A 21,400-nucleotide genomic window follows, 5' to 3' on the forward strand; every position below is an offset into this window, starting at 1 on the left:
CGGTCCCGGAGGGGGCAGACAGGACGGGTGCGCGGCTCGGGAACGGCACGAGACTGTCCTGCGTGGTCAGCCGAAGGGGATGCGCCCCTTGCTGTGCATCGCGGCGCGGACACGTGCCTCGGCGAGACCGCGGCCGGCGGTGTGCGGGGTGACGTCCTGCCGTTCGGCCTCGTCGAGGACGGTGATCGTGTTGGACCGCAGCCGTGTCGAGATCGTCTCGACGACAGCGGCAGTGTCCGGCCGGAATCCGGAGGGGCGGGCGTTCATCGCGAAGGCGGCGGCGACGACGCCTCGGGTGCTGGCGACGGAGTCGGGGACCACTGTGCTGCCGCGTCGGGCGCGGACGGCCTCATGCCCGGGCCGCCTCGTAGTGGGCCGCGGCCACCACCAGGTCCTCCCATGCCATGCCCACGCTCTTGAAGAACCTCGGTCGGCCCGGCGGGAGTTCGGCCTTTCCCCTGACGAGGTCGGCGAGGCCCACCAGCGACTGCGGATCGAGCGCGCCCGCCTCGATGGCCTGAACGACGTCGCCGGCCTCGCGCAGTGCGGCCGACATGGCTTCCACGACCACCGTGGAACGCGCGACGGCCGTCTCGTCGACCTCCCGGGCCTCCGGCTCGTGCGATCCGACGGCCACCACGGTCGCGGTCGCCGGCAGCAACGAACCGTCGAACAACGGAGTGCGTGCCGTGGTGCAGCAGGCGACGAGGTCCGCGTGCGTCACGTCACCCGCGCCGCCGAGCGCGCCCCGACGGCGTCGGCGAACGCGCGGGTGCGCTCCGCGTCCCGGCCGACGACCACGACGTCCCGGATCGGCCGCACACACCGCAGCGCCTCGATGTGCGACCGCCCCTGCGGCCCCGTCCCGAACACCACCAGCCGGCTCGCATCCGGCTCGGCCAGCCCGTCCGCGGCCACCGCCGACACCGCCGCGGTGCGTACGGAGGTGAGCGCGATCCCGTCCAGCAGGGCCAGCGGGGTGAGGGTCTCACCGTCCAGCAGCAGGTAGTTGCCCTGGATCCGGGGCAGGCCCCGGGACGGATTGTCCGCAGCCACGGTCACGAGCTTGACCCCGGCGTACGAACCCCGGTGGGCGGGCATGAGCAGGACCTGCCCATGCGGCACCGGGACGACCGAGCGCGGCGGACCGGCCTCCGGATCGAGCCCGCCGAGCAGGCTCGCGCGCAGCGCGCCGATGGCAGCCTCCATGGGCGGAGCGCCCTCCAGAACGGTGATCACAACCGGAAACCCTCCTCGCTCGCCGGGCACGTGCGACCGGCTGCTCCCCACCTTGTGCGGCGGGCAGACCGCCCACAAGGACCAGCAGGGCGAAAGAATCGACGATCGAGAGCAAGGAATGCCTTCGCTTCCGATTGCCGTGTGCGGATTCCGCTGGTCAGGCATGAGGTTGGGGCTGTGGTGGGAGTCTCGACTCGTTGCTGATCGAGTCGGCCTGGGGGTGGTAGATGCCGTCGATGCGGGCGGTCCTGGAAACGCGGCGGAAGACCGCTGCCGTGCGGGTAGAGGAGCTTGAAGCCGAACTGGAGCGGGTGCGGGCGGACTTGGTGGAGGCCGAGGAGGTTCTCAGGCTTCGGACGATCGGCCTCGAGCAGTATCTGGAAGCGCTCGCCGAGGAGGAACAGTCGGCCGAGACGATCGTTGGCCCGTCGCCGAGGAAGCTGGTGGGCCCGCGCCGTGCGGTGCCGCATCGGGAGAATGCGGCCGGGGTCGCAGACCTGTCGGTGGACTACCAGGCGGTTATGGCAGCCGCGGCCGAGGCCGGGAACGACGGGCTGGGTGCCCGACGGGCCGCCGTGGTGCTCGGCTGGGACAGCGCCTCCGCCTCACGCGTCGAGGGCGCGAGAGCACGGTTGAAGAGGCTGGTGGAACGGGGCTGGCTGGTGGAGACGAAGCCCGGAAGGTTCACCCTGGCGACAGAACAGCGCACTGATGAGGCTGTGCGGCCAGGCGGCGGTTCATGAGGGCGATCATCGACCAGCGAATGACGGCTTCGCTCGTGTCGGTGCGGCTTTCGTAGTCCCTGACCAGGCGGCGGCTGCGCAGAAACCAGGCAAAGGACCGTTCGACGACCCAGCGGCGGGGCACAGGCTGGAAGCCGCGGACGTCCTCGCTGCGGCACAGTCGGTGAGGTGGCCGGTGTAGCCGCCGTCGGCCCAGACCCGCGCCAGCCGCCGAAAACTGCCTGCCGCCGTTGGCAGAAGTGCCCGGGCGCCGTCCCGGTCGGTCACGGACCTGCCAGGCCGATAGCGTGTGGTCGTGACGGAACATTCCTATGACGCGGCCGACATCGAGGTGCTCGAGTTCGATGCCGCCGTGCGCAGACGGCCGGGTATGTACTTCGGGGTGGGATCCGGAAATCCGAAGCTGCCAGCCAACTTGCTATGCGCGGTGGGCCGGCGTGTGCTTCATCCAGCAACAAGCGTTGCCGGGGAGCACACACTGCGTGGTCTTCTTGAGATCACCAGCGACAGCAGCTTCACGATATGCATGGACCAGCCGCACGCCTGGCGTGACCCCGGTGCTCCCGTCCTCGGATACTTCGGCTCCCTCCTTGGGCCCGAGTGGTGGCTATTGGCCGCTGCTGCCACGCTGTCCGGGCAGGTGACTGTTGAGATGTGGTGCGCAGGGCGCGGGTTGCGCCAGGTCCACACCGGCATCCGGCCTCGCACCGCCCCCCAACCGTTTCATCCACCACAAGGCAGCGGCACGAGCGTGAGCTTCGCCTTCGACCCGGCATATGTCGGGCCGCACTTCGCTCTCCCCGCGGAACTTGGGGATCTCGACCTACACGGTCCGCACTGTTTGGAGCAAGCGGGCTCGGGCCACGTCCTGGTCAGGGACGTCCGCCGCGGACGAGCAGTACAGGAAGTCTTGCACCGCTGACTCAACCGCCTGATCAGGGGCGTCCCTCAAGGAGGCACACCCATCGACGAATGGTGGTGAACGCCCTGGTGTGGAGACGCATCGGCTACGTCGACGCGAAGCGTTCTGCTGTGAGCCAAGACTGTCGCGCCTCCGAAGGCATGGGCCACAGGATTGTCACATGCAGCCGATCTTCGTTCTCGTCCACAGTCCGTCCGTAGGTCCCTCGACCTGGCACCCTGTGGCCGAACACTTGACGGCGGCGGGATTCCAGGTGCGGGTGCCGTCCCTGCTGCACATAGGCGCCGGTGCTCCGCCCTTCTGGCCTCGCATCGTCGACGCCGTCCGCGACGATCTGCGGCAGGTCCCGGCCGGAAACCCTGTCACATTGGTGGCACACAGCAACGCAGGCTTGTTCCTCCCGACCATCCGCTCGGGCCTCGACCATCCGGTGACCGGCTCGATCTTCGTCGATGCCGCGCTGCCGGCCCGGACCGGACCGACCCCCGTCGCCACACCCGAACTGCTCGATTTCCTACGCCCGATGGCTGTGAACGGCAGGCTGCCGCGCTGGACCGACTGGTGGGACGAGGCAGACGTCGCACCCATGTTCTCCGATCCGCGGGTGCGGCAGACAGTCGTTGAGGAGCAGCCCACCCTGCCGCTGTCCTACTACGAGCAGCACATCCCGGTCCCCGACGGCTGGGACGACCATCCCTGCTCCTACTTGCTGTTCGGTCCTCCGTATGACGACCTTGCCGCCGAGGCGCGCCAACGCGGCTGGGCCGTGGCACACTTACCCGGCGCACACCTCCATCAGATCATCGATCCTGCCGGCACAGCCCAGCACCTCGCCGAACTCACCACTACGACTTGATCCACTTCTGATACACGCCGTAGTCGGCGCGTCGAGGCGCAGCCAGTTGCTGACGTCGACCGCCAGGACCAGGCGCTCGTCGGCGGCCCGCAGCATCGGCAGACCGGCCAGCACCTGCCGCAGCCGGGGCACGTCCACGTTGCCGTGGTTCAACGCCTCGTACATATCGCGCCGTTCCCACGTCGGTGCTCGGCCACCGGCGTCAGGTCCAGCGGCCGGTCACGCGCGCTGTGGCACCGGCGGGAGCCGAGCGATTCAACCCGAGGACAGCCGAAGCGTCAGTCAGTGGGCGGGTCAGACCCCGAGCGGTGCCAAGTCCCCGTCTCATTGTCGGTGGGGGATGTCATCCTCGGCTCCATGGATCACTCTGCGCGGATCACCGCGTTCACAGGTCTCGTCGGACCGCCGCCCGGCCCGGCGCCTGCCGTCGAGTGGGCGGCGGTCGAGGGCTGGCTCGGCACCCCGCTGGCCGGTGACTACAAGGCGCTCGTGTCCCCGTACGGTGCGGCCGAGATAGGCGGCCCGGGTGTGGCGATCAGGCTGCACCCCCCGTGCGTCAGCACCGACGGCCGCTTCGAGTACGCGGCGTGGATCGTCGAGACGCACCGGCACTCGGAGATCCGGCCCGGCATGTTCACCGCGCGTCGGCGCCCCTTCCTGCCCGAGGAGGGCGGCCTGCTCGCCTTCGCCACGACGAGGAGCGGCGACCACCTCTTCTGGAACACGGGCGCGTCGGACGACCCCGACGAGTGGCCGGTCACGCTCATGACCACGAATGTGGCAGTCGGGGTGAGCGAGCCCTGGGTGGACTACGAAGTCCCGTTCTTGGAGCTGCTGTTCACGTTGCTGCGCACCGGCGTGCCGCACCCGGGCGAGCCCGGCGGGCTGCTGGGCCCGCTGTCCTCACAGATACGGGTCTGGCCGCCGCTGGCCGGGGCCGCACCCTGGTCGCCACCGCCTGCGGGCACCGCCGTGGACGCACGGCAGCACGCGGCGCTCACCGAGGGCTCGGGCCTCGACGCCGTCATGGCGCTGGTTCCACCGCCCCTGGAGCCGTATCTGGGCGAGGGCACATGGGGGCAGGTCTTCGACCGGCTCGGTACCCGGCTGCCGCCGGACTTCGTGGCGCTCGCGGAGCGGTACGGGGCGGGCAACTGGAGCTGGTGGCTGGACATGAGCGCCCCACTGTCCCTGGACCGGCCACGGGAGCAGGGGCTCGCGGCCACCGTCGAGGGCATGCTTGACGGATACCGCCAACTGCGCGCCGCCCATCCCCAGTACTACCCGATGCCTGCCTGGCCCGAGCCCAGCGGCTTCCTGCCGTTCGCGTCGACGATCGACGGGGACCAGATCGGCTGGTGCGCGGACGGCCCGCCCGAGACATGGCGCGTAGCCGTAAACCCACGCCACTGCGACCAAGGACCGCCCCTGCCAGGCGACTTCACCGCAACCCTGCTCACGTGGTTGCGCGGCGGCCCCGCCGCATCCGGCTTCCCCGGTCTGACCGGCCGGGACCTGCATCCGCTGGACGTCATGTTCTTCGAACCGTTCGGGCCGGGCGCGCCGTGGTGAAGGCCCCTCGTCACTACGGGCTGGGGCCTCAGCACTGTTGCGTTAGGTCCATGAGCGGCTTTTGAGGCCGATGGCGAGGAACTCGACGGTGGTGCGGACGGGTAGTTCTGGGCCAGACACACCCCTGTTGGGCACAAGGCCGTCAGGCGATCGGCGTTCATCTGCCGTTCCCGCGCATCAGGTGATGCTGGTGGGGAGGCTCCGTACGGGACTGCACTGGGTGTTGTTGTCGTGCGCCGGCCCAGCTCGGTCCGGAGTTCATCGATGACCTGGGCATAGACGGCGAGGCGCTCGCGAAGCCGGCCGTTGTCCTCCCGCAGTGGACGACGGCTTCGGCGTCGATGGCGCGGGCGTGCAGATGCTGCAACGCGGGTGGGATGCCGTTCGCTTCGGACTTTCGGCGGACGAATTCGTCTTTGAGGTCGACGTGCTTGTGCGTGAGGACCCAGCGCTTGACGTCTGCCTCGACGGCGAGTTGCAGCGTGGTGAGTGCCCCGGTGGACCGGGTTGGACGGCCGTCGAGGAGCCGTTGGATCGCTGCTGTGATGGCGTCGCGTTCGTCGTCGTGGTCAGTGGCCACCGTGCGGTTCTCCGGTCGAGTCGTGGGCGGTGACGATGCGTTCCAGGCGGTCGAGTTCGTGCTGTTCGCGGGCGTAGTGAAAGGCGGGAGCCAGCGGGGCGTCGACGAGCGGTCGTAGCCGCTCGATCTGGACGAGGACGTGTTCGATGTCGCGATCTGTCCGCGCGATGTTGACGCAGTTCGGGCGGCAGTCGTCGAGGTCGGGGGTGCGGCGGGTGCCGTTTTCCTCACTGCGCAGGCGGCAGGCTGCTCGCTTGGGATCCAAGACGCAGGTCATGCCCTTGCCGGGGAAGATCTGAAGGTCGGGGTTGGCGAGCATGGTGTTGGCATGCCGCTTGGTGCGCAGGACTCGGCCGACGAAGCGAGTGGCGGCCTGGACCCGGTGCCGGTGGTCTCGGCTGTTGGGCCGCTGACCTGCTCGCCTTCACGTATCCGCTGGTGTGCGTCGGCGAGGGTGTCCAGCCGGGCCAGCCAGTCTTCGAAGGCGATTTCGTCGGGGAAGCCCGAGGCGTAGTTTCCGGCGTAGCCGAGGGTCATCTGGACGCGGAAGTGCCTGTATTGGATGGCGGCGGCGACCGAGCCCCGTGGCCGGCGGAAGATGAACCAGGCCAGGGTGCGATGCAGGCGAGCGGAATAGATGACTGGGTGGACTGGAGCGGGCGGGATGTGGTCGCTGCGGCCGTGTTCGGTGCAGTTCAAGAAAGGTTGACTGGTTGCGGGGCAGGCCAGAGCCCCAGCGGGCTGCTTCAGTGCGTTGGTACTCTCCGCATCCAGGCGAGGCGGGGGAGATGATCGTGGGAGCAGGGCCGTCGAGTCCTCCGAGCCGCTGGTTCAGCGGAATTGGGGTTGGTGTCCTCTTCGGTGGGCTGACCGCAGTGGTGACCATTGCTGTGATTGGGAGGGCATGGGCTGCTTGGGGGCCTCCTGATGTTGCTCGGTGATTCGACACCAACGAGCTGGTCAGGAGGCCCTGTTTTCATGCTCTCGCCACGGCGAGATCACCCACCAGGGAAGCTGCGTTCGAGGGCCACCGCCCGAGATCGGAAAGACGACAGCTGAGACCGGCACGCAGGGCCGGTTCACCGTTCGATGGGCAACTCCGATGCTGGGCTTGGCCAGTGCTCGGGGGGCAGGAGGATTCGGATCCAGGAGTCGCGGAGCCGGGCGCCGAAGTGTTCGGGACTCCACCCTCTGTCGTGGACCAGCAGCACCCAGTACTCCGCGGCGTTCATGCTCCACACCGTGTCGGCGACCTCGTCGTCGGTGAGATCCGGGCGCAGCTCGCCGGTGGCGCGCAAGTCCGCGGCGAACTCCCGCATGTTGCGAGCTCGGCGCTCGGCGATCCGCGACCACAGGGTGGAGCATTCGGCATCGGTCACCGCGGCGTCCCGCAGAGCCACGAACACGGGGGCAAGCCGCTGCTGGAGCTCCGTGATTGCTGCGGCATAGATCTCGATCTTTTCGGCAGCGGTGCGCGCGGCGCGGATACGCAGGACGTAGTCGCGCCGGCTGGCCTCGACCGGGTGGTCTGTGCCGGACAGCGAGGTCTCTACCAGTTCGCGCAGCAGGGCCGGCTTGCGTCCGACGGCGGCATACACAGTGTCCATCGCTACGTCGGCCCGCCGGGCGATCTGGGCGACCGTGGTGGCGGCATAGCCCTGCTCTACGAAGAGTTCGCGGGCGGCTTCCAGCACGGCGCGGCGGGTGACGGCGGCCTGCTCGGCGCGGCGCGGCGCGTGGTAGCCGCGCTTGCCGCCCTTGACCTGATCACTCATGGACCGTACGTTACCAATATTCGTCCGAATAGCATTCGGATCAATTCCTGCGGGAGGCTGTCATGGTCTACGCCTACATCCAGGACGTCCCGATCGGCGAGGAGCTGTACCAGCGGATCATCGACTTGCTGGGGCCCGAGCCGCTGGACGGTTCGCTGCTCCACCTGTGCGTGCGTCGCCCTGACGGCGGGCTGCGCTACATCGACGTGTGGGAGTCCAAGGAACAGTGCGGCCGCGCGTTCGACGAGCGGATCCACCCTGCTGTGGACGCGGCCTTCGGTGGCTCGCGCCCCGACGGCGAGCCCGAGGTGCACCACTTGGACGTCGTCCACGCAAGCGGCGCGCTACTCAACGACAACCTCACCACCTGACACTATGTCAGGCCGCGGGTGGCTGGTCTGCCGACTCCCGCAGCAAGCCATTCAGGATGAGTCGCCGAGTTGACCAGGGCGTGGTCGCGCCGGCGGCGGAAGCCGTGTAGCCAGGCGATCGTGCGCTCGACCACGTAGCGGAAGGTGCCCGGACCGGTGCCGTGGGGTTGGCCTCGTTCCGCGATGGCCGGGCGTATGCCGCGGGCCCAGAGCAGTCGGCGGTATTTGTCGTGGTCGTAGCCGCGGTCGGCGAGGAGCGCGTCGGGCCGGTGCCGGGGTCGGCCGACAGTACCGGCGACGGCGGGGATCTTGTCGATCAGGGGCAGGAGTTGGGTGACGTCGTTGCGGTTGCCGCCGGTCAGCGACACCGCGAGCGGGATGCCCTGGGCGTCGACGATGCGGTGGTGCTTGCTGCCCGGACGTGCACGGTCGACCGGACTGGGACCGCTTTTGGGGCTCGCCGAGCGGCCCGCACGTGGGAGGAGTCGATCACCGCCCGCGACCAGTCCCGCTTCTTGGCCGACCGCAGCTTCTTCAGCAGCACGAGATGCAGTTGGTCCCACACCCCGGCCTCGTTCCACGCGGCCAGGCGCCGCCAGCAGGTCATGCCCGAGCCGAAGCCCAGCTCCTGGGGCAGGTACTCCCACTGGATGCCGGTGTGCAGCACGAACAAGATCACGCACAACGCCTGCCGGTCCGGCACACGAGGCCGGCCCTCGACCAGCTTCGGCCCCGGCACGGGCAGCAACGGCTCGATCAGCGCCCACAGTTCATCCGACACGATCCACGGCCGCGACTGACGTTTCCCCACGACCAGACCAACGAGCGGACAAGCCAACAGTCACACCATCAACCACTTCTGTTAGGACCTCTTAAAGCAGCGTTCCCGGCCGAGCCGTCCGTGATCTCCCCACACGCCTTCGCCGCCGACCTCAAGGCCTGGGTGGACGAGGTGAACGCCACCGCCACCTCGCCGGCACGCTGGGCCAGAGAACGCTCCGCCATGCGCACGCCCGCCGATGCGCCAGAGCTGCTGGAGCCGCGTGCCCGGGGCCGTGCAGTGCCCGACGACGACGGGTATCTGGCCGTCGCGGGCAACTACTACCTGGTGGGCGGCTGGGGGGCGCGGCGCAGGCTCACCGTGGAGGTCACGGAGACCGAGGTGGTGATCCGCAGCAGCGGTTACCACGCCGGCGGCTTCCATACCGTGACCTACGCCCGAAGCTGGGCCAGCGGCGTACGCCTCACGGATCCGCAGCACCACGTGGTGAGCGAGTCCGGGACCAGCCGGACGGTATCGGGCCCATGACAGCTCTCCGGAAACCGGATCACATCTCCCGCATCGCCCTGCTGCTCCCGGCAGGCCCCGTGTCCGCCCGCGCTCCTGTGGACGGCTGCGCCCCGGCGACATCGGTGTCGCGGCCGTCATCGGCCGCCTCGTCGTCGCCGGTACGGCGCGCGCGTGCACGATCGCCGAGTTGATGGAGGTGGCTGATCCAGGCCTGCATGAACGCCTGTGCCCCGTCCTGTTCGGCGCCGGGCAGCCGCAGTAACCCTCCCGGGCTGCCGGCCTGTTCGGTGGGCACCGACTCAAGCCAGGCTACGAGGGCGGCGATTTCGGGGGCGAGGCACATGGACAGGGCGTGCACGACGACGCTCGGGTTGATCATCAGGGGTGTCATCTGGGCCACGATCAGAGCGAACCCGGACTCCTCCAGCTGGGTGCGCAGTCGGGCGAGGACGGGGGTGTCGGGCATCCCGAGTCCGTGCATCAGGTAGAGGCTGCCGATCCCGGCGAGCAGCTGCGCCGTACGGCGTGCGGCGGCCATCTCCTCGGCGCCGGCCGCCTGGAGCCGGCCGAGCGGGTCGACGGTTCCGGCCTGGATCCACCCGTCGAGCTCGCCCGTCTTTTCGGCCCGCCGTGCGGTGGCGGCGACGTCGCTCCAGTCGAGACCGGGAGTGAAGGTGGCGAGCGCGTCGACGAGGGCCTCGCTGCCGACCTCGCCGGCGCCCATGGCGGCGGCCGCGGCCAGGCGCACCGCCCCGCGCCGCCGCCGGCGCTCCTGACTGCGGTCGAGCTCGGCATCGGGATCATCGAGCACCCGCCGCATCTCCTGCGGGTCGGGTGGCCCGGCCGGACCGTGTCCCAGTACCCGCCCGGCCCGGGCGTAGAAGGCGTCCTGTGCCACGTCGCCGCTGTCGGCCGCGGCCCGCGCGGCCACGGTCAGGCGCTGCTCCGCCGAGCGGCTCATGGCCCACACCAGGGCCTCGCGCACGGCTGGCCACGGCGGCTCCGGCACCGCCAACTCCCCGGGCAGCGCCTGGCGTCCGGCCGAGGCGTACCAGGCGATCACCGTCCAGCGCAGATCCCGCCCCGGCCGCGCGTGCTGGCCGAGCGCCGCGGCGATGTGAACCGTCTGCTCCGCGAGCACTGACACCGAGCCACGCCCGCGCCCGAGCCACCGCCGCTCGTGCTGGGGCAGCAGCCTCGCCGCGCGCCACCGCTCCAGCTGCGCCGGAGACACCTGCAGGCCGCGCGCCGCCAGGCGTTCAACCAGCTCCCAATCCGCCGTACTCGGCTTACCTCGGACCATCCGCGCCACTTTAGAACCCCGCAAGGTATCCGGAAATCGTGCACGGCGAATCCGGTGAACTAGCCCCAACACCCGCCGCCGCGCAGGCCTGAACCGGGCCCGCACACCACCGTGTCGAGAAGGAGCCGCCACCATGTCCGCCCGCCGACGCCCCGGCAAGACCCCCAGCCGGCCAGCACGTTCCGTCGCAGCTGCCGCCACGGTGCTCCTCCTCGCCCCCAGCCCCACCGGCCGGACCGTCCTCACATACGCCGGCGCCGGCCTCCTGCTTCTCCTGGCCCTCACAGCCGTCCTCGCCCTGGGCGCCGCCTACGCCCCGCACCAGGCCCACCGCACGGCCGCGCGTGACACCCTCCATCTCCTCCTGCGCCTCGCCCCCTGGTATCCCGACCGCCCATGGCGTACGGGGAGGCGATCGCGTTCCTGATCACTTCGCTCTGCCGGCGCTCGTCGAAATGCGCTCGGGGCGGAGGACCAACGGCGTACGGCAGTGTTGCCGCGGCCACCCGCCCGCCGCCGTGGTTCCGGGCCGTCCTACGGACGCGCGGTGCCGCCGGTTGTGAGCCCATGCTCTGGGTGTCCGGGGCCGTCGACCCCGGATCCGCACCGGCCCTGGAGTGCCCCGGCAGGGGCCCGGCTTCTGCTCCCGTCCGAAGCCCCCGGCAGGGGGCTTCCCGATGCCGGCCAACGGCCGGCCTCACGCTTGTGCGGCTGGTCTGACGGCCGCCGGTGGGGCGCTACGTGAGTGTTGGACCTGGGGGAGGCGTTTCTCTTCTTTCCACGGAGCGGGTGTCCGGGCGCTGGCGCGCCCGGCAGTGGGCTCGGCCGCTGCGCAGCCTCGGGTGGGGAGTGGTGCAGCCACGGTCACTGACCACGTGCCGGTGGAGCGCTGCGCACTGCTGCGTACCGCCGTCACCGACTGGAGTGCCGGTTGCGCACTGGGGGCTGGGTCGGGCAGTTCGATGTCCGGTGCCATCGATTGCGCAAGCCGCGTCTGCGCATTCGTCTCGTCGTCCGCGCTGCTGCGCAGCCACGCGCTGAGGAACACGTGCGCATAGCCGCCTGGGTTGTTGGTGGCCGTCGCGGTGCGCACGGCGGTGGGTTTGGCGGTGGGGCCGCCGAGGCCGTGGTGGGGGTGGGAGCGGCGGCGACGCAGAGGGCGATGGGGCCGTCGGCGATGATGGTCCAGACTGCTGCGCGTGCAAGGCGTACGCGGTGGCGCATCGCCTCCAGCCGGGCGCCGGCCGCCGTCGCAGCAGCGGTCTCGCCCTGTGCGGCCTGCGTGCCAGGGGACATGGTCGAACTCCCAGGTCAGAAGGGGTGTTGCTGACCTTGAGGAACCCGTCGGTCCCGACCCGACCACCGACCATGAACCCCCGACCATGGTCACGATGGGGAGACGAAGTCCATGGTGGGGGTCGTGGTCGGCCCGACCATGACCCCGACCACGGGTCAGCTCGGCGCCGGCGGCAGGCCGGCGTGTCCGGCGCTGAGCTTCCCGGACCGGCGTCGGCTGGGCGGGCACGCGCCGCCGGCCGCAGGGCCCGGACACCGATGCGCAGACGCTAGCCGGCCGGGCCGTATCCATCCTCTGCGCGGTGCGCCAGAGGGACCTGCGCAAGAGAAGACCGAAAAACGCGGGGCGACTGCGCAGCCGACCCGGCACAACTCAACTGCGCAGGATCCCCGGGCCGGTTGCGCAGCCCGGTGGCGCACCGCCCGTCCGGGGCTGCGCAGTCGGCTGCGCAGTCGCGGAGTGCCCGGGTTGAAGGCGTCGTGGTCGGTCCGACCGTGAGCCCGACCACGGCGGCCAGTGCGGATGTTGCCGGTTGGTGACCGGTGGTCGGGGCTCGTGGCTGTCGGTCTGGTCGGGGCCGGTGGGTGAGCTGGCGTCATGGAGCACCCGCGCGCTGTCACGTCCAGGAGTACCGGTCGGCCCGTCTCGGCGGGTCTGGTGTGCCGCTGTGGCCACGGCGTGCGGCAGGCGTCGGGGACGCGGCGGTGAGCGGCTTGGGGGCGGGGGTCCGCCGGGGTGTGATGGCGGCCGGCCAGTTCACGCAGATCGCCAACGCGTTGTTTCGTGATGGTGGGTTGTCGTTCAAGGCGAAGGGGATTTTCGGGTGCGTCAGTACGCACCGGGACGGCTGGCGGGTGACGGTCGCCGATCTGGTCCGCATGGGCCCGGACGGGCGGGAAGCGGTCCGCACCGGCCTGCAGGAGCTCGAGGCGCACGGCTACCTGGTCCGTGAACGCCTGCGCCGCCCGGACGGCACCCTCGGCGAGATCGTCTACTGCATCACGGACCGCCCGGCCACCTGGGACATCGCGCTGCTCGAGGCCGGCCTGGCAGCCACCGCCCCCGAGGCCGCACACGCCGACGACCGCCCGGCGGGGATCCGCCGGGGCGTGATGGCCGCCGATCAGTTCACCCAGATCGCCAACAGGCTCTTCCGCGCCACCCAATTGTCCTTCAAGGCCAAGGGCCTGTTCGGACTGCTCTCCACGCACCGGGACGGCTGGCGCATGACCGTCACCGACATCGCCCGCCGCGGCCGCGACGGGGAGGCAGCCGTGAAGAGCGGGCTGAAGGAACTGGAGAAGCACGGCTTCCTGCTCAGGGAGCGTGAGCGCGCACCAGACGGCACCCTCGGCGCGGCCGCGTATGTCATCACCGACCTACCCGCCCTGCACAGCAGCAGGTCACAGCCAGGATCGGGTTTTCCAGCAGAAGACCAGAGCCCTCCGTCCGTGCCGCGGTAACGCGTCGCGCGCACCGGGACGGACGGACCGGCCCAACTCGCCGGTGTCCGCGCCGGCCGGGCCCGCTGCGGATGAGATGCATCCGGGGATCGGGCTGCTGCTCGAGATTGGTGCGGCCCGTCCCGAGCTGCTGTTGACCGGGCAGGCGTTGACCGACCAGGGCCGCGTGGTGAGCGTGATGCTGGATGCCGGCTGGAGCCGCGAGCAGCTGCGGCAGGTGATCGCCGCCCGGCCGCTGCCGCATCCGGTGCGGACCACGGTCGGCGCGATCGTCGCGGCCCGTCTGCGTGCCGCCCGGGCCTACCCGCCGCCCGCCCGCGCCGCCGGCCCTCACCATGACGTGCCGGTGGGGGACGACCCGCCTCCGCAGCCGGTGGCCGGCTCCGCTGCCACGCGCACGGTGGGCGAGGCCCTGACCTACCGGGCCCTCGTGGAATGCGCGGGCTGCGGCCTTCCCGCAACCGCCCTGGGCGAGGACCTCTGCCCGGCCTGCTTGGGCTGGCCGGGATGCCGCACTTGCCCGGGCCCCACCCCTCGGCGCGCTCACCCCGACGGCGACGGCCGCTGCGCCACGTGCGCCTCGGCTTTGAGCGCCCAACCGGAAGGAATCAGCCCGTGACCGCCATACGCCACACCCCACCCCCGGCCACGGCCGGGCACCACGCGCGCCCCTTCACCGCAGAGCCGGGCCGGTGGGAAAGGGAACGCTGCCGCGCCCTGCGGACCGGCCACACCCGCGACCACACATGCTCGGCCGTCTGCGAGCCGGTGCTCGTCCACGAGCGCACCCGGTGGGGTTGGCTCGCCTGGAGCGTCCCCGGCGACGGCAGCCCGCCCGAGATCCCCTACCGGATCGCGGTGCTCGCCCCCGGCGCGACGCGTACGCAGCGCCTTGCCTTGCGCTGGCCGCCCGGCGCCCCGCCCAGCGCATCACCTTGGGCAGGGCTTGGTCCCTGCGGCCCTCCGCCGCGGCCGTCGCACTCGTCAGTCTGGTTGTCGGCCTGGTCGCCGTGAGCCACCACGTCCCCGTCGGCGTCGCCCTGCCGGCGGTGCTCCTTGCCCCGCTGCTCGCCGAACGCCTGCCCGAGTGGCTGGATGGCCGGGCCCGCGAGCACGTCCGCACCGTCGAGGGCGACGCTGCCTGCCGCTGCCTGCAGGGCCTCGCCGCCTGGCACATCTGGCTCGTCCAGGCCGCCGCCGGCAGTGACCGCTATGAACTGCGCCGTTCGGCCGAGATAGGCCACCACCTGGGGTGGGGCGCCGCCCACCTGCTCCGGTCCCGGGACACCCGCTCGGCCTCAGGCGGCCTCATCGTCCGCGAGCGGCTGATGCTCCAACTCGCCCACCAGGTCGCCCAGATCCTCAAGCACACCGCGGACGGCAACGCACTCGGCACGAACCAGGCCTGCTCTCGCACGGTGCTTGAGCCCGTCGCCTGGCGCCCGGACGGCGACCCATCTGGGCCCCCGTCCTGCACCGACCCCACTACTGCAGAAGGGAACCCTCTCCATGCCCCCGTCCGAAGCCAGCCCGGTTGCCCGCTCTCTGGATGTCTACCTCCTGTTCGCGCACGAGCCCTACTACCCGGCCGCTGCGCAGGAGATCAACACCACGGTCGTGGCCGCAGCTTGCCTGCTGCACCCCCGTGTACGGCAGCTCGACGGCGCCCGCATCCACGCGCTCCTCGTCCGCGGCCGCCGGCCGGGCGAGATTGTGCCGCTGTCCACGCTCACCCACGAACTCGGCGGCGGCGCACGCTGGCCGGAGGTCGGCGACTGGGAGACGGTCCCGAAAACCTGCTGCAGCTCATCCGCGACCACGACTGCGACGCCCTCAACCTGGGCCTGCCTGAAATCGCTCGCGCCCTGGTGTGCGTGGGCCCGCACAGCGAGATCCGCGCCATCGACCCCACGTCCGGGGCGCATCGAACGTACGGGCCGGCCGACCGTGTCGAGGTCCTCGTCGAGGTCGGCAGGCAACTGGCCTGGGTGGAAGCCGGATCTCCCCTGTGGCCCGGCGAAGGCCTGCTGCCCCCGATCAAGTCCGTGGATGCCAACTGATGTTCGGCTACGAGCCCTACGCAATCTGGGCGGACTTTCGGCGGCTACTGAACCGGTGCAGATAGCACCGCAAGATCAAATAGCTCCCGCTCGTCCGCGGCGAGACAAGACGCGCGGCCGCCGCACCGTCTGGAAATGTCAAAGCCCCGGCTATGCCGGGGTTTGATGCGTGGAGATCACCCCGTGCGCGTCTCGCCGAAGTGGACAGGGGAGCGCATTTCGTAGGCCTCGGCCAAGGACGGTAGCGAGGCGCCACCCCGCCGACCGGCCACTTCAAGAGGGCGGGGACTCTGTCTTCGTGTCGGACGCCCAACCGACCGTGCCTTGGCCTTGCAGCCATGTGAGAACCGCGCGCACGCGACGATTGTCGTCGGGAGTGGGTCCGAGGCCGAGTTTGGTGAAGATGCCGTTGACGTGGGTCTCGACGGTCTTGCGGCCGAGAAACAGCAGTTCGGCGATGGCGGCGTTGCTACGGCCTTCGGCCATGAGGCCGAGGACCTGCCGTTCGCGGGCGGTGAGCGCGTGGAGCGGATCTTGTGCGGGTTGGGAGGGGATGAGGGCGGCGATCACGTCGGGGTCCAGTACGCAGCCGCCGCGGACGATGCGGCGCAGGGCGTCGAGGAAGTCGTCGATGTCGGTCACCCGGTCCTTGAGGAGGTAGCCCAAGGCGGAGCCGCCGGTGCGGAACAGGTCCAGGGCCCGGCCGGCGTGCACCCATTGGGAGAGCAGCAGGATTCCCAGCTGCGGGTGGCGTTCGCGCAAGGTGGCGGCGGCGCGCAGGCCTTCGTCGGTGTGGGTGGGCGGCATGCGGATGTCGACGATCACCAGGTCGGGGTGGTGTGCTTCGACCTGAACGAGCAGTTCTTCGGCGGTCGTTGCGGTGGCCGCGACTGTATGGCCCTCCTGCGTCAGCAGGCCGGCGATGCCTTCGCGCAGCAGTGCGCTGTCGTCGGCGATCACGATGCGCATGGCAGCTCGGCCTCCAGGGTGGTGCCACTGCCCGACGGGCTGTGGATGCGCAGCCGCCCGCCGACGGCGGCGACCCGGTCTGTAAGGCCTTGCAGGCCGCCGCCAGGGGCGATCACCGCGCCTCCGACGCCGTCGTCGCGTACGAGCAGTCGCACGGTTGCGGCGTCCGAGCGCACCTGTACGGACACGGTCTGAGCCCCGGCATGTTTGACGGCGTTGGTCATGCCCTCGCAGGCGACGAACCACACCGTCGCCTCGAGCCCGGGCGCCAGACGCTGCGGGCTCACGTCGAGCGTGACTGGTATGGGCAGTCTGGCCGCCGCGGTGCGCAGTGCGACGGCGAGCCCTTCGTCGGTGAGCACCGGCGGCAGGATGCCCCGAGTCAGCTCACGTAGCTCGTCAACGGTGGCGCGCAGCTCCGCCACAGCGTCGCCCAGCACGTCCGCTGCCGCCCGGTCGCCTGCGGCTGGCTGCCGTTGCGCCATGCGCAGCCGCAGCGCGAGCGCCACCAACCGCTGCTGCGGGCCATCGTGCAGGTCGCGCTCGATCCGTCGGCGGTCGCTGTCGTCGGCGGCCACGATACGACTCCGGGACGCGGCAACTTCCGCAAGGCGTACGGCGGCCCGCGCGTGCAGCGCGGCGTTCTCCAAGGGCAGCGACGCCGCTGTAAGCGCAGCCTGCACAAGGTGTGGCTCGTCGGTCAGCCTGCTGTCGAGATCGATGAGGGCGACGGGTGCTCCGCCCGCCTCCACGGTCCGGCGCATCCGCCCGGGTCGGGGTTCCCCGAGATCCGCAGGGGCGCCGTCCAGCCCGATTGTGACCGGGCAGGAATCGACCTCGCCGGTGGCATGGGCACTGTCGAGGTAGACGACGCAGGCGGTGGGGTCGTCGACGGCACGGCGTAGCGCCTCCACGAGATCGGCCGGTTCGGCGGTTCCGGCACGCAGGCGTGCCGTGAACTCGTCGATCGTGCGCACGGCCAGCCAGGTACGCCGGTCGAAGCGGCGGTCTACCGCGGTACGCACCAGCCCGAGCAGGGGCCGAAAGGCCGCCGCCGTGGCCAACGTGGCCGCCGCGACCGGCACCCCGGAGCCAAGGCCGATGTGGTCGGCCAGAGAACCGAGCCCCACCGCCACGGCTGCGTACAGCCCCACCAAAAGCACCGTCACCGTCGCGTAGGTGAGGGTCTGCCCGACCAGCCGCTGGACATCGAAGAGCCGGTGCCGGCGCATGGCGACGGCCACCGAGACGAGCAGCGGCAGCGGGGCGATGAGAGACGCGACGGTTGAGGCCGCGTCCAGCCCCAGTTGGAACAGTACGGCCGTTGCTGCGATAAGGAAGGCCGTCGTACCGATGCCCCACAGGCCGAGCAGCACTTGTGCGCGTTCGTTCCCGCGCGTGCGACGCAGGCGCACGGCCATTGCCGCCACGCCCATCGCCAGCGCCAGCACAGCGAAGCCCTCGGTCGCCGCGATGACCTGCAGCGCCGGGTCCAGCGAGCCGGGCACGGTCAGGTCGACGTCCCCGAGATCAGCCAGCAGACCCGGGTCGCGCCGCGGCCAGGCCACGACCCCGACGGCGATCGCACCCGCGACCCAGCCGAGCAGGTACAGCACGAGGACGGGCCGCCACCGCGGCGAGGGCAACCGCCCGTCGGGGTAGAACAGTTGGAACAGCGGCAGCGACGCACCGGCCAGCGCGCCGAGTACCTCGCCGACCACCGCCAGGTCCGCCACCGTCGAAGCGTCGGCCGGCGACATGGCGCCGGCCCGAGTCTGTCCCGCCGCCACGCTGTAGACAGCGGTGGTCGCTACCAGCAGCAGCCCTCCGGCCAGGAATCCCCACGCGGATCGGTTGGCCGGCCGGCGATCCAAGATCACCACCCCCAGCACGCAGGCGCCCGCCCCGCTCACCACGCCGACCAGCGACGTTGCGTCCGGTGCTCCCGCCCACACCGGGCCGAGCAGGCCGACCAGCGTGCCGAGCACCCCGAGGACCAACGCCAGCGCACGCAGTGCGTCCAGCCGCCGCTGTCCCTCCGTCGCCGCGATTGCCACCTTGGCAGAATCCTTGGTACGCCGCCTGGTGACAAGCGATGCGATCCCCGATTCGGCCTCAGGGAAAACCCGGAGTCAAGTCCACGGACGGCACCCAGGACGGGGAGGCCTTCCAGGCCGCACAGTTCCATCCATGACCACACTCCAAGCAACTCCCACGGCGCAACGGGCAGGCAACCGCCCGATGGGCGCCCTGCTCGCGAGCGTCAGCCTGGTGGCCGGGCCGGCTCTGATCGCCCTCGCCCTGGCCACGTTCGTCGACCCGTGGAACGGCAACCAACCCGACTACGGCACCATCAACAGCCGCCACACGCTGCTGATGTGGTCGTTCAATCTGGCCGCGCTGTCGTTTCCGTTCCTGTTCGGCTCGGTCGTCGCCATTGCGGCCGCCGCGCGCCGCTCCCGGCTCACGGCTGGCACCGGACTGGCGATGTCGATGCTCGGCCTGGCGGCGATGTACGGCAATTCGATGCTCAGCGTTCCGCTGGTACTCATGAACGGCATCGACGACCATGCTGGTCTCGATCACCTCGCTACCCGTCTGGACAGCCCACCGCTGGCTGTCCTGTGGTGCTTCCCGCTCTACTTCCTCGGATCGGTGCTGCTTGCCGTGGCATTGTGGCGGGCCCGATCGGTCCCCCGCTGGGCGGCCGTCGGCATCGGCCTGGGCGGATTCTTCCCGGTCGCGATCGTCACCGGCATCGGCGCCCTGGCGCTGCCCATCGCCGCGGCGCGTATCGCCGGGTCGATTCCCATCGTCAAGTCACTGCTCGCCGCGCGGAAGAGCTGATCGTTCCCGGTCGGGGGCGGTGCGGTCATCCCTCCCTCTCAGAGGAGGCCGCCAGCTGCCCGGCCGCGACCGAGCGGATGGTGGTCCTGTCCCGCCCGGCTCCGGGCCCCGCGAGGCCCTGACCGCAGACCGACAACACGAAGGAGCATGCCATGGCCGGAAACCGCTACTTCACCTGGGACGGTTACTACCGCGGCCCCGGAGCGGGTATCGGGTTTCTTCTCACGCTCGGCGTGATCATCTACGCGGTGACCCACCCCGGCACCGTCGACCACTTCCTGAACTCGGTCCGCCCGCAGCTCCCGGACCTGCCCATGCCCACCATCACGCCACCGGCCCCGCCCAGCGACGTACCCACCCCGTGAACGGCAACCAGGAGGAACGCATGCGCACATACCGGGGATATCTCGCCGCCGCCACGGTGCTGGCCGCACTCGCGACCACAGCCGCGAAGTGCGACGTCGGCACGAACGACGCGCCAGGCGGCGGACAGCCGGCGGCCTCGGTCCCCGCCCCGGCCCGCTCCGCACCCCCGGGCCAGGGCCGGAAGTCGCCTTCCACCACACCCTCCCCGCACCGGGGCGGGGCAGCCCCTCCGCCCGACCCCTACACGGGCTACGCCGGCGTCAACGACATGCGCCCGCCTCTTGAAGCCGACGGCAGTCACCGCGTCAGCTGTTCGGCGCTCGACGCACAGTTCACGGTGACTCCCGACAACACCAGGACCCGCTGGCGGGCGGTGGCCCTGGACTACGACCCGCCGAGCAGCCAGCGGCAGTACAGCACCGGCAACATCGCGCGGGACGTGGTCATCCAGCCGTCCTCGGGCACGCTGGAGCCGGGCCAGTCGGCGACGGTACATGTCAGCGGCCGGTACGACAGCCCGCTTGACCCGGCCAACTTCTGGATCATCGTCCAGGCACCCGACCCGGACTGGGGCACACGAGTATCCCTGCACCTGCGCTGCATCGGCCGCTGAGCCGTCGTGGCGAGCACCCGGCCGCCATCGGGGGGAACAGCGCGGCCCCGGACGGGGAGGTGAACCCGTCCGGGGCCGCGCGCCGGGTGTGTCAGCTGTCCAGCGACGTCATTACGTGCTTGACCGCGTGTAGTCCTCGAACTCGTACGCCGACAGGTCCTTGCCGTAGCCGGACTTCGTGAAGCCGCCGTGCGGCATCTCCGTGACCAGCGGGATGTGCGTGTTGATCCACACGCAGCCGAAGTCGAGCTTCTTGGGCATGCGCATCGCGCGGCCGTGGTCCTTGGTCCACACCGAGGAGGCGAGGGTGTACTCGACGGCCTGGTCCTCGTCCGCGAAGGACTGGAGGGTGATGACGGGGCCGAAGACCTCGCGCCCATGCACCGCGGCCTAGCCGGCGCCGGCGACCTAAACGGCCTGCTCCAGCAGGCCATCCGCCGGGGATGCCGGGCCGGTAGGGGACGAGGGCGTCGTAGGTGGGTCCGGTGGTGAGGTGGTCGTGGATGACCGGCCTTTCGAGCGTGTGCTGCAGGGGCTGGGCGAGGTGGCGGGCTGGTCGCTGCCGGTGGCGGCGTGGATAAGGGTGCCGGGGATGCGGATGGCGTTGAAGCGGGCGGTGGCGAGCCAGTGCTTGACGGCCTCGGGGGGATCGGGGTGTCTGTCGCTGCGCAGGGGCAGGGGCGCGGACTCGGTGGGGGTGGGGTGGATGCGGGGGTCCATGATGATGGTCTCCGGTGGGCGGGCGCCGGTGGCGGTCGGCCTGCTGTGATCGTGTGATGTGTCGTGGGTTGCCCGGTGCGGGCGAGGCCTTTGCTTGCCGCGCTGCAGGGGATTCAGGGTGTGGGCGTGGGGCTGCTGGCTGAGGGGGGAGGGACCCGCTGCGAGGCTCGACCTGTCCGGGATTGAGGCTTGGGGCGGGTGACAGAGGCTGTCGGTCAAGGGCAGCGGCTGTTGCAGAGTTCTGGTGGGCCCGGCACGGTGCGGGTCTGCGGCGGCGATGGATGTGGGCGCAGTGGGCGTGGATACGGCCCACCCGCCCGGCCGGGCCGCTGGGGCTGACGTGCTCGTAGGGCAGCGTGTCCTCGTCCTGGCGTAGAGGCTGATCGCAGGCCAGACACATGACCACGCCGGTG

General features: G+C 70.8%; 26 protein-coding genes and 2 pseudogenes. 14 read left to right on the top strand and 14 right to left on the bottom strand.

Annotated features, from left to right (window positions below):
* Positions 1-66: 66 nt before the first annotated feature.
* From ABT254_RS44210 to ABT254_RS44220, 3 genes are read right to left on the bottom strand one after another with little or no spacing between them, the layout of a single operon-like run.
* Complete coding sequence (locus tag ABT254_RS44210; RefSeq protein WP_502972146.1) at positions 67-321, bottom strand: hypothetical protein; 255 nt, start codon at positions 319-321, stop codon at positions 67-69.
* A gap of 28 nt (positions 322-349) precedes the next feature.
* Complete coding sequence (locus ABT254_RS44215; RefSeq protein WP_351483381.1) at positions 350-724, bottom strand: hypothetical protein; 375 nt, start codon at positions 722-724, stop codon at positions 350-352.
* The gene (locus ABT254_RS44220) at positions 721-1,239 is read right to left on the bottom strand and encodes a hypothetical protein (RefSeq protein ID WP_351483382.1); all 519 of its coding nucleotides are present in this window, start codon (positions 1,237-1,239) and stop codon (positions 721-723) included. Before ABT254_RS44220 ends, ABT254_RS44215 begins: the two co-directional genes overlap by 4 nt.
* A gap of 227 nt (positions 1,240-1,466) precedes the next feature.
* On the opposite strand from ABT254_RS44220, the gene ABT254_RS44225 reads away from it, so the two are divergent.
* The gene (locus tag ABT254_RS44225; protein WP_351483383.1) at positions 1,467-1,982 is read left to right on the top strand and encodes a hypothetical protein; all 516 of its coding nucleotides are present in this window, start codon (positions 1,467-1,469) and stop codon (positions 1,980-1,982) included.
* Here ABT254_RS44225 and ABT254_RS44230 read toward each other — a convergent pair.
* Entirely contained in the window at positions 1,924-2,289 is a 366-nt protein-coding gene (locus ABT254_RS44230) for a transposase (RefSeq protein WP_351483384.1), read from the bottom strand. The genes ABT254_RS44225 and ABT254_RS44230 overlap by 59 nt on opposite strands.
* On the opposite strand from ABT254_RS44230, the gene ABT254_RS44235 reads away from it, so the two are divergent.
* The gene (locus ABT254_RS44235; protein WP_351483385.1) at positions 2,278-2,904 is read left to right on the top strand and encodes a hypothetical protein; all 627 of its coding nucleotides are present in this window, start codon (positions 2,278-2,280) and stop codon (positions 2,902-2,904) included. The genes ABT254_RS44230 and ABT254_RS44235 overlap by 12 nt on opposite strands.
* 160 nt (positions 2,905-3,064) lie before the next feature.
* Entirely contained in the window at positions 3,065-3,760 is a 696-nt protein-coding gene (locus tag ABT254_RS44240) for an alpha/beta fold hydrolase (RefSeq protein ID WP_351483386.1), read from the top strand.
* Here the strand turns inward: ABT254_RS44240 and ABT254_RS44245 are convergent.
* Positions 3,704-3,975, bottom strand: a pseudogene (locus ABT254_RS44245) (transposase); the annotation flags it as partial. The gene ABT254_RS44240 and the pseudogene ABT254_RS44245 overlap by 57 nt on opposite strands.
* 142 nt (positions 3,976-4,117) lie before the next feature.
* Between ABT254_RS44245 and ABT254_RS44250 the strand changes: the two are divergent.
* On the top strand, positions 4,118-5,332 hold the full coding sequence (locus ABT254_RS44250) for an SMI1/KNR4 family protein (RefSeq protein ID WP_351483387.1): 1,215 nt from the start codon (positions 4,118-4,120) through the stop codon (positions 5,330-5,332).
* 157 nt (positions 5,333-5,489) lie between these two features.
* Here ABT254_RS44250 and ABT254_RS44255 read toward each other — a convergent pair whose 3' ends face one another.
* From ABT254_RS44255 to ABT254_RS44265, 3 genes are all read right to left on the bottom strand, one after another.
* Positions 5,490-5,912 carry a hypothetical protein gene (locus ABT254_RS44255; protein ID WP_351483388.1) on the bottom strand — a complete coding sequence of 141 codons (423 nt, stop codon included), beginning with the start codon at positions 5,910-5,912 and terminating at the stop codon, positions 5,490-5,492.
* Positions 5,902-6,231, bottom strand: a complete 330-nt coding sequence (locus ABT254_RS44260; RefSeq protein ID WP_351483389.1) for a hypothetical protein — start codon at positions 6,229-6,231, stop codon at positions 5,902-5,904. The genes ABT254_RS44255 and ABT254_RS44260 overlap by 11 nt, the downstream gene beginning before the upstream one ends.
* A 760-nt stretch (positions 6,232-6,991) precedes the next feature.
* Entirely contained in the window at positions 6,992-7,687 is a 696-nt protein-coding gene (locus tag ABT254_RS44265; RefSeq protein WP_351483390.1) for a TetR/AcrR family transcriptional regulator, read from the bottom strand.
* A 62-nt stretch (positions 7,688-7,749) separates the two neighbouring features.
* Here ABT254_RS44265 and ABT254_RS44270 point away from each other — a divergent pair, with 62 nt between their 5' ends.
* Entirely contained in the window at positions 7,750-8,058 is a 309-nt protein-coding gene (locus tag ABT254_RS44270; RefSeq protein WP_351483391.1) for a hypothetical protein, read from the top strand.
* A 2-nt stretch (positions 8,059-8,060) separates the two neighbouring features.
* Here ABT254_RS44270 and ABT254_RS44275 read toward each other — a convergent pair.
* Positions 8,061-8,869, bottom strand: a protein-coding gene (locus ABT254_RS44275; protein ID WP_502972147.1) for an IS5 family transposase whose coding sequence is annotated in 2 segments (ribosomal slippage) — positions 8,061-8,524 and positions 8,524-8,869 — 810 coding nt in all. Because the reading frame shifts where the segments join, the coding sequence is not laid out codon by codon here.
* 90 nt (positions 8,870-8,959) lie between these two features.
* Here ABT254_RS44275 and ABT254_RS44280 point away from each other — a divergent pair.
* The gene (locus ABT254_RS44280) at positions 8,960-9,367 is read left to right on the top strand and encodes a hypothetical protein (protein ID WP_351483392.1); all 408 of its coding nucleotides are present in this window, start codon (positions 8,960-8,962) and stop codon (positions 9,365-9,367) included.
* A gap of 19 nt (positions 9,368-9,386) precedes the next feature.
* Here ABT254_RS44280 and ABT254_RS44285 read toward each other — a convergent pair whose 3' ends face one another.
* The gene (locus tag ABT254_RS44285) at positions 9,387-10,652 is read right to left on the bottom strand and encodes a hypothetical protein (RefSeq protein WP_351483393.1); all 1,266 of its coding nucleotides are present in this window, start codon (positions 10,650-10,652) and stop codon (positions 9,387-9,389) included.
* A gap of 133 nt (positions 10,653-10,785) precedes the next feature.
* Here ABT254_RS44285 and ABT254_RS44290 point away from each other — a divergent pair, with 133 nt between their 5' ends.
* The 3 genes from ABT254_RS44290 (at position 10,786) to ABT254_RS44300 (ending at position 14,031) form a co-directional block, all read left to right on the top strand.
* Complete coding sequence (locus tag ABT254_RS44290) at positions 10,786-11,079, top strand: hypothetical protein (protein WP_351483394.1); 294 nt, start codon at positions 10,786-10,788, stop codon at positions 11,077-11,079.
* A gap of 1,574 nt (positions 11,080-12,653) precedes the next feature.
* On the top strand, positions 12,654-13,412 hold the full coding sequence (locus ABT254_RS44295; RefSeq protein WP_351483395.1) for a hypothetical protein: 759 nt from the start codon (positions 12,654-12,656) through the stop codon (positions 13,410-13,412).
* Between the two features lie 76 nt (positions 13,413-13,488).
* Positions 13,489-14,031 (top strand): hypothetical protein, encoded by a 543-nt coding sequence (locus ABT254_RS44300; protein ID WP_351483396.1) that lies wholly within the window; start codon positions 13,489-13,491, stop codon positions 14,029-14,031.
* Between the two features lie 226 nt (positions 14,032-14,257).
* On the opposite strand, the gene ABT254_RS44305 is transcribed toward ABT254_RS44300, so the two are convergent.
* A complete protein-coding gene (locus ABT254_RS44305; RefSeq protein ID WP_351483397.1) occupies positions 14,258-14,587 on the bottom strand; it encodes a hypothetical protein in 330 nt (109 codons plus the stop codon).
* A 699-nt stretch (positions 14,588-15,286) separates the two neighbouring features.
* Between ABT254_RS44305 and ABT254_RS44310 the strand changes: the two genes are divergently transcribed.
* The gene (locus tag ABT254_RS44310; protein ID WP_351483398.1) at positions 15,287-15,472 is read left to right on the top strand and encodes a hypothetical protein; all 186 of its coding nucleotides are present in this window, start codon (positions 15,287-15,289) and stop codon (positions 15,470-15,472) included.
* 273 nt (positions 15,473-15,745) lie between these two features.
* Here the strand turns inward: ABT254_RS44310 and ABT254_RS44315 are convergent, their stop codons facing one another.
* Positions 15,746-16,441, bottom strand: coding sequence for a response regulator transcription factor (locus ABT254_RS44315; protein ID WP_351483399.1), 696 nt, complete (start codon positions 16,439-16,441; stop codon positions 15,746-15,748).
* Positions 16,429-18,498: an ATP-binding protein gene (locus ABT254_RS44320; protein ID WP_351483400.1), complete on the bottom strand. Its 2,070-nt coding sequence runs from the start codon at positions 18,496-18,498 to the stop codon at positions 16,429-16,431. The genes ABT254_RS44315 and ABT254_RS44320 overlap by 13 nt, the downstream gene beginning before the upstream one ends.
* 133 nt (positions 18,499-18,631) lie before the next feature.
* Here ABT254_RS44320 and ABT254_RS44325 point away from each other — a divergent pair, with 133 nt between their 5' ends.
* The 3 genes from ABT254_RS44325 (at position 18,632) to ABT254_RS44335 (ending at position 20,267) form a co-directional block, all read left to right on the top strand.
* The gene (locus ABT254_RS44325) at positions 18,632-19,288 is read left to right on the top strand and encodes a hypothetical protein (protein ID WP_351483401.1); all 657 of its coding nucleotides are present in this window, start codon (positions 18,632-18,634) and stop codon (positions 19,286-19,288) included.
* A gap of 152 nt (positions 19,289-19,440) precedes the next feature.
* Entirely contained in the window at positions 19,441-19,653 is a 213-nt protein-coding gene (locus tag ABT254_RS44330; RefSeq protein ID WP_351483402.1) for a hypothetical protein, read from the top strand.
* Between the two features lie 20 nt (positions 19,654-19,673).
* Complete coding sequence (locus tag ABT254_RS44335; protein ID WP_351483403.1) at positions 19,674-20,267, top strand: hypothetical protein; 594 nt, start codon at positions 19,674-19,676, stop codon at positions 20,265-20,267.
* 91 nt (positions 20,268-20,358) lie between these two features.
* Here the strand turns inward: ABT254_RS44335 and ABT254_RS44340 are convergent.
* Positions 20,359-20,642, bottom strand: a pseudogene (locus tag ABT254_RS44340) (aldehyde dehydrogenase family protein); the annotation flags it as partial.
* A gap of 124 nt (positions 20,643-20,766) precedes the next feature.
* On the opposite strand from ABT254_RS44340, the gene ABT254_RS44345 reads away from it, so the two are divergent.
* Positions 20,767-21,036: a hypothetical protein gene (locus ABT254_RS44345; RefSeq protein ID WP_351483404.1), complete on the top strand. Its 270-nt coding sequence runs from the start codon at positions 20,767-20,769 to the stop codon at positions 21,034-21,036.
* The last annotated feature ends 364 nt before the right edge of the window (positions 21,037-21,400 follow it).

This window comes from Streptomyces sp. NPDC001137, from assembly GCF_040298885.1.
Taxonomy (GTDB): Bacteria; Actinomycetota; Actinomycetes; order Streptomycetales; family Streptomycetaceae; genus Streptomyces.

Coding starts and splice junctions, on each gene's coding strand:
- ABT254_RS44225 (WP_351483383.1), top strand. CDS start 1,467: ATGCCGTCGATGCGGGCGGTCCTGGAAACGCGGCGGAAGACCGCTGCC.
- ABT254_RS44230 (WP_351483384.1), bottom strand. CDS start 2,289: ATGTTCCGTCACGACCACACGCTATCGGCCTGGCAGGTCCGTGACCGA.
- ABT254_RS44240 (WP_351483386.1), top strand. CDS start 3,065: ATGCAGCCGATCTTCGTTCTCGTCCACAGTCCGTCCGTAGGTCCCTCG.
- ABT254_RS44250 (WP_351483387.1), top strand. CDS start 4,118: ATGGATCACTCTGCGCGGATCACCGCGTTCACAGGTCTCGTCGGACCG.
- ABT254_RS44260 (WP_351483389.1), bottom strand. CDS start 6,231: ATGCTCGCCAACCCCGACCTTCAGATCTTCCCCGGCAAGGGCATGACC.
- ABT254_RS44265 (WP_351483390.1), bottom strand. CDS start 7,687: ATGAGTGATCAGGTCAAGGGCGGCAAGCGCGGCTACCACGCGCCGCGC.
- ABT254_RS44270 (WP_351483391.1), top strand. CDS start 7,750: ATGGTCTACGCCTACATCCAGGACGTCCCGATCGGCGAGGAGCTGTAC.
- ABT254_RS44285 (WP_351483393.1), bottom strand. CDS start 10,652: ATGGTCCGAGGTAAGCCGAGTACGGCGGATTGGGAGCTGGTTGAACGC.
- ABT254_RS44290 (WP_351483394.1), top strand. CDS start 10,786: ATGTCCGCCCGCCGACGCCCCGGCAAGACCCCCAGCCGGCCAGCACGT.
- ABT254_RS44300 (WP_351483396.1), top strand. CDS start 13,489: ATGCATCCGGGGATCGGGCTGCTGCTCGAGATTGGTGCGGCCCGTCCC.
- ABT254_RS44315 (WP_351483399.1), bottom strand. CDS start 16,441: ATGCGCATCGTGATCGCCGACGACAGCGCACTGCTGCGCGAAGGCATC.
- ABT254_RS44325 (WP_351483401.1), top strand. CDS start 18,632: ATGACCACACTCCAAGCAACTCCCACGGCGCAACGGGCAGGCAACCGC.
- ABT254_RS44330 (WP_351483402.1), top strand. CDS start 19,441: ATGGCCGGAAACCGCTACTTCACCTGGGACGGTTACTACCGCGGCCCC.
- ABT254_RS44335 (WP_351483403.1), top strand. CDS start 19,674: ATGCGCACATACCGGGGATATCTCGCCGCCGCCACGGTGCTGGCCGCA.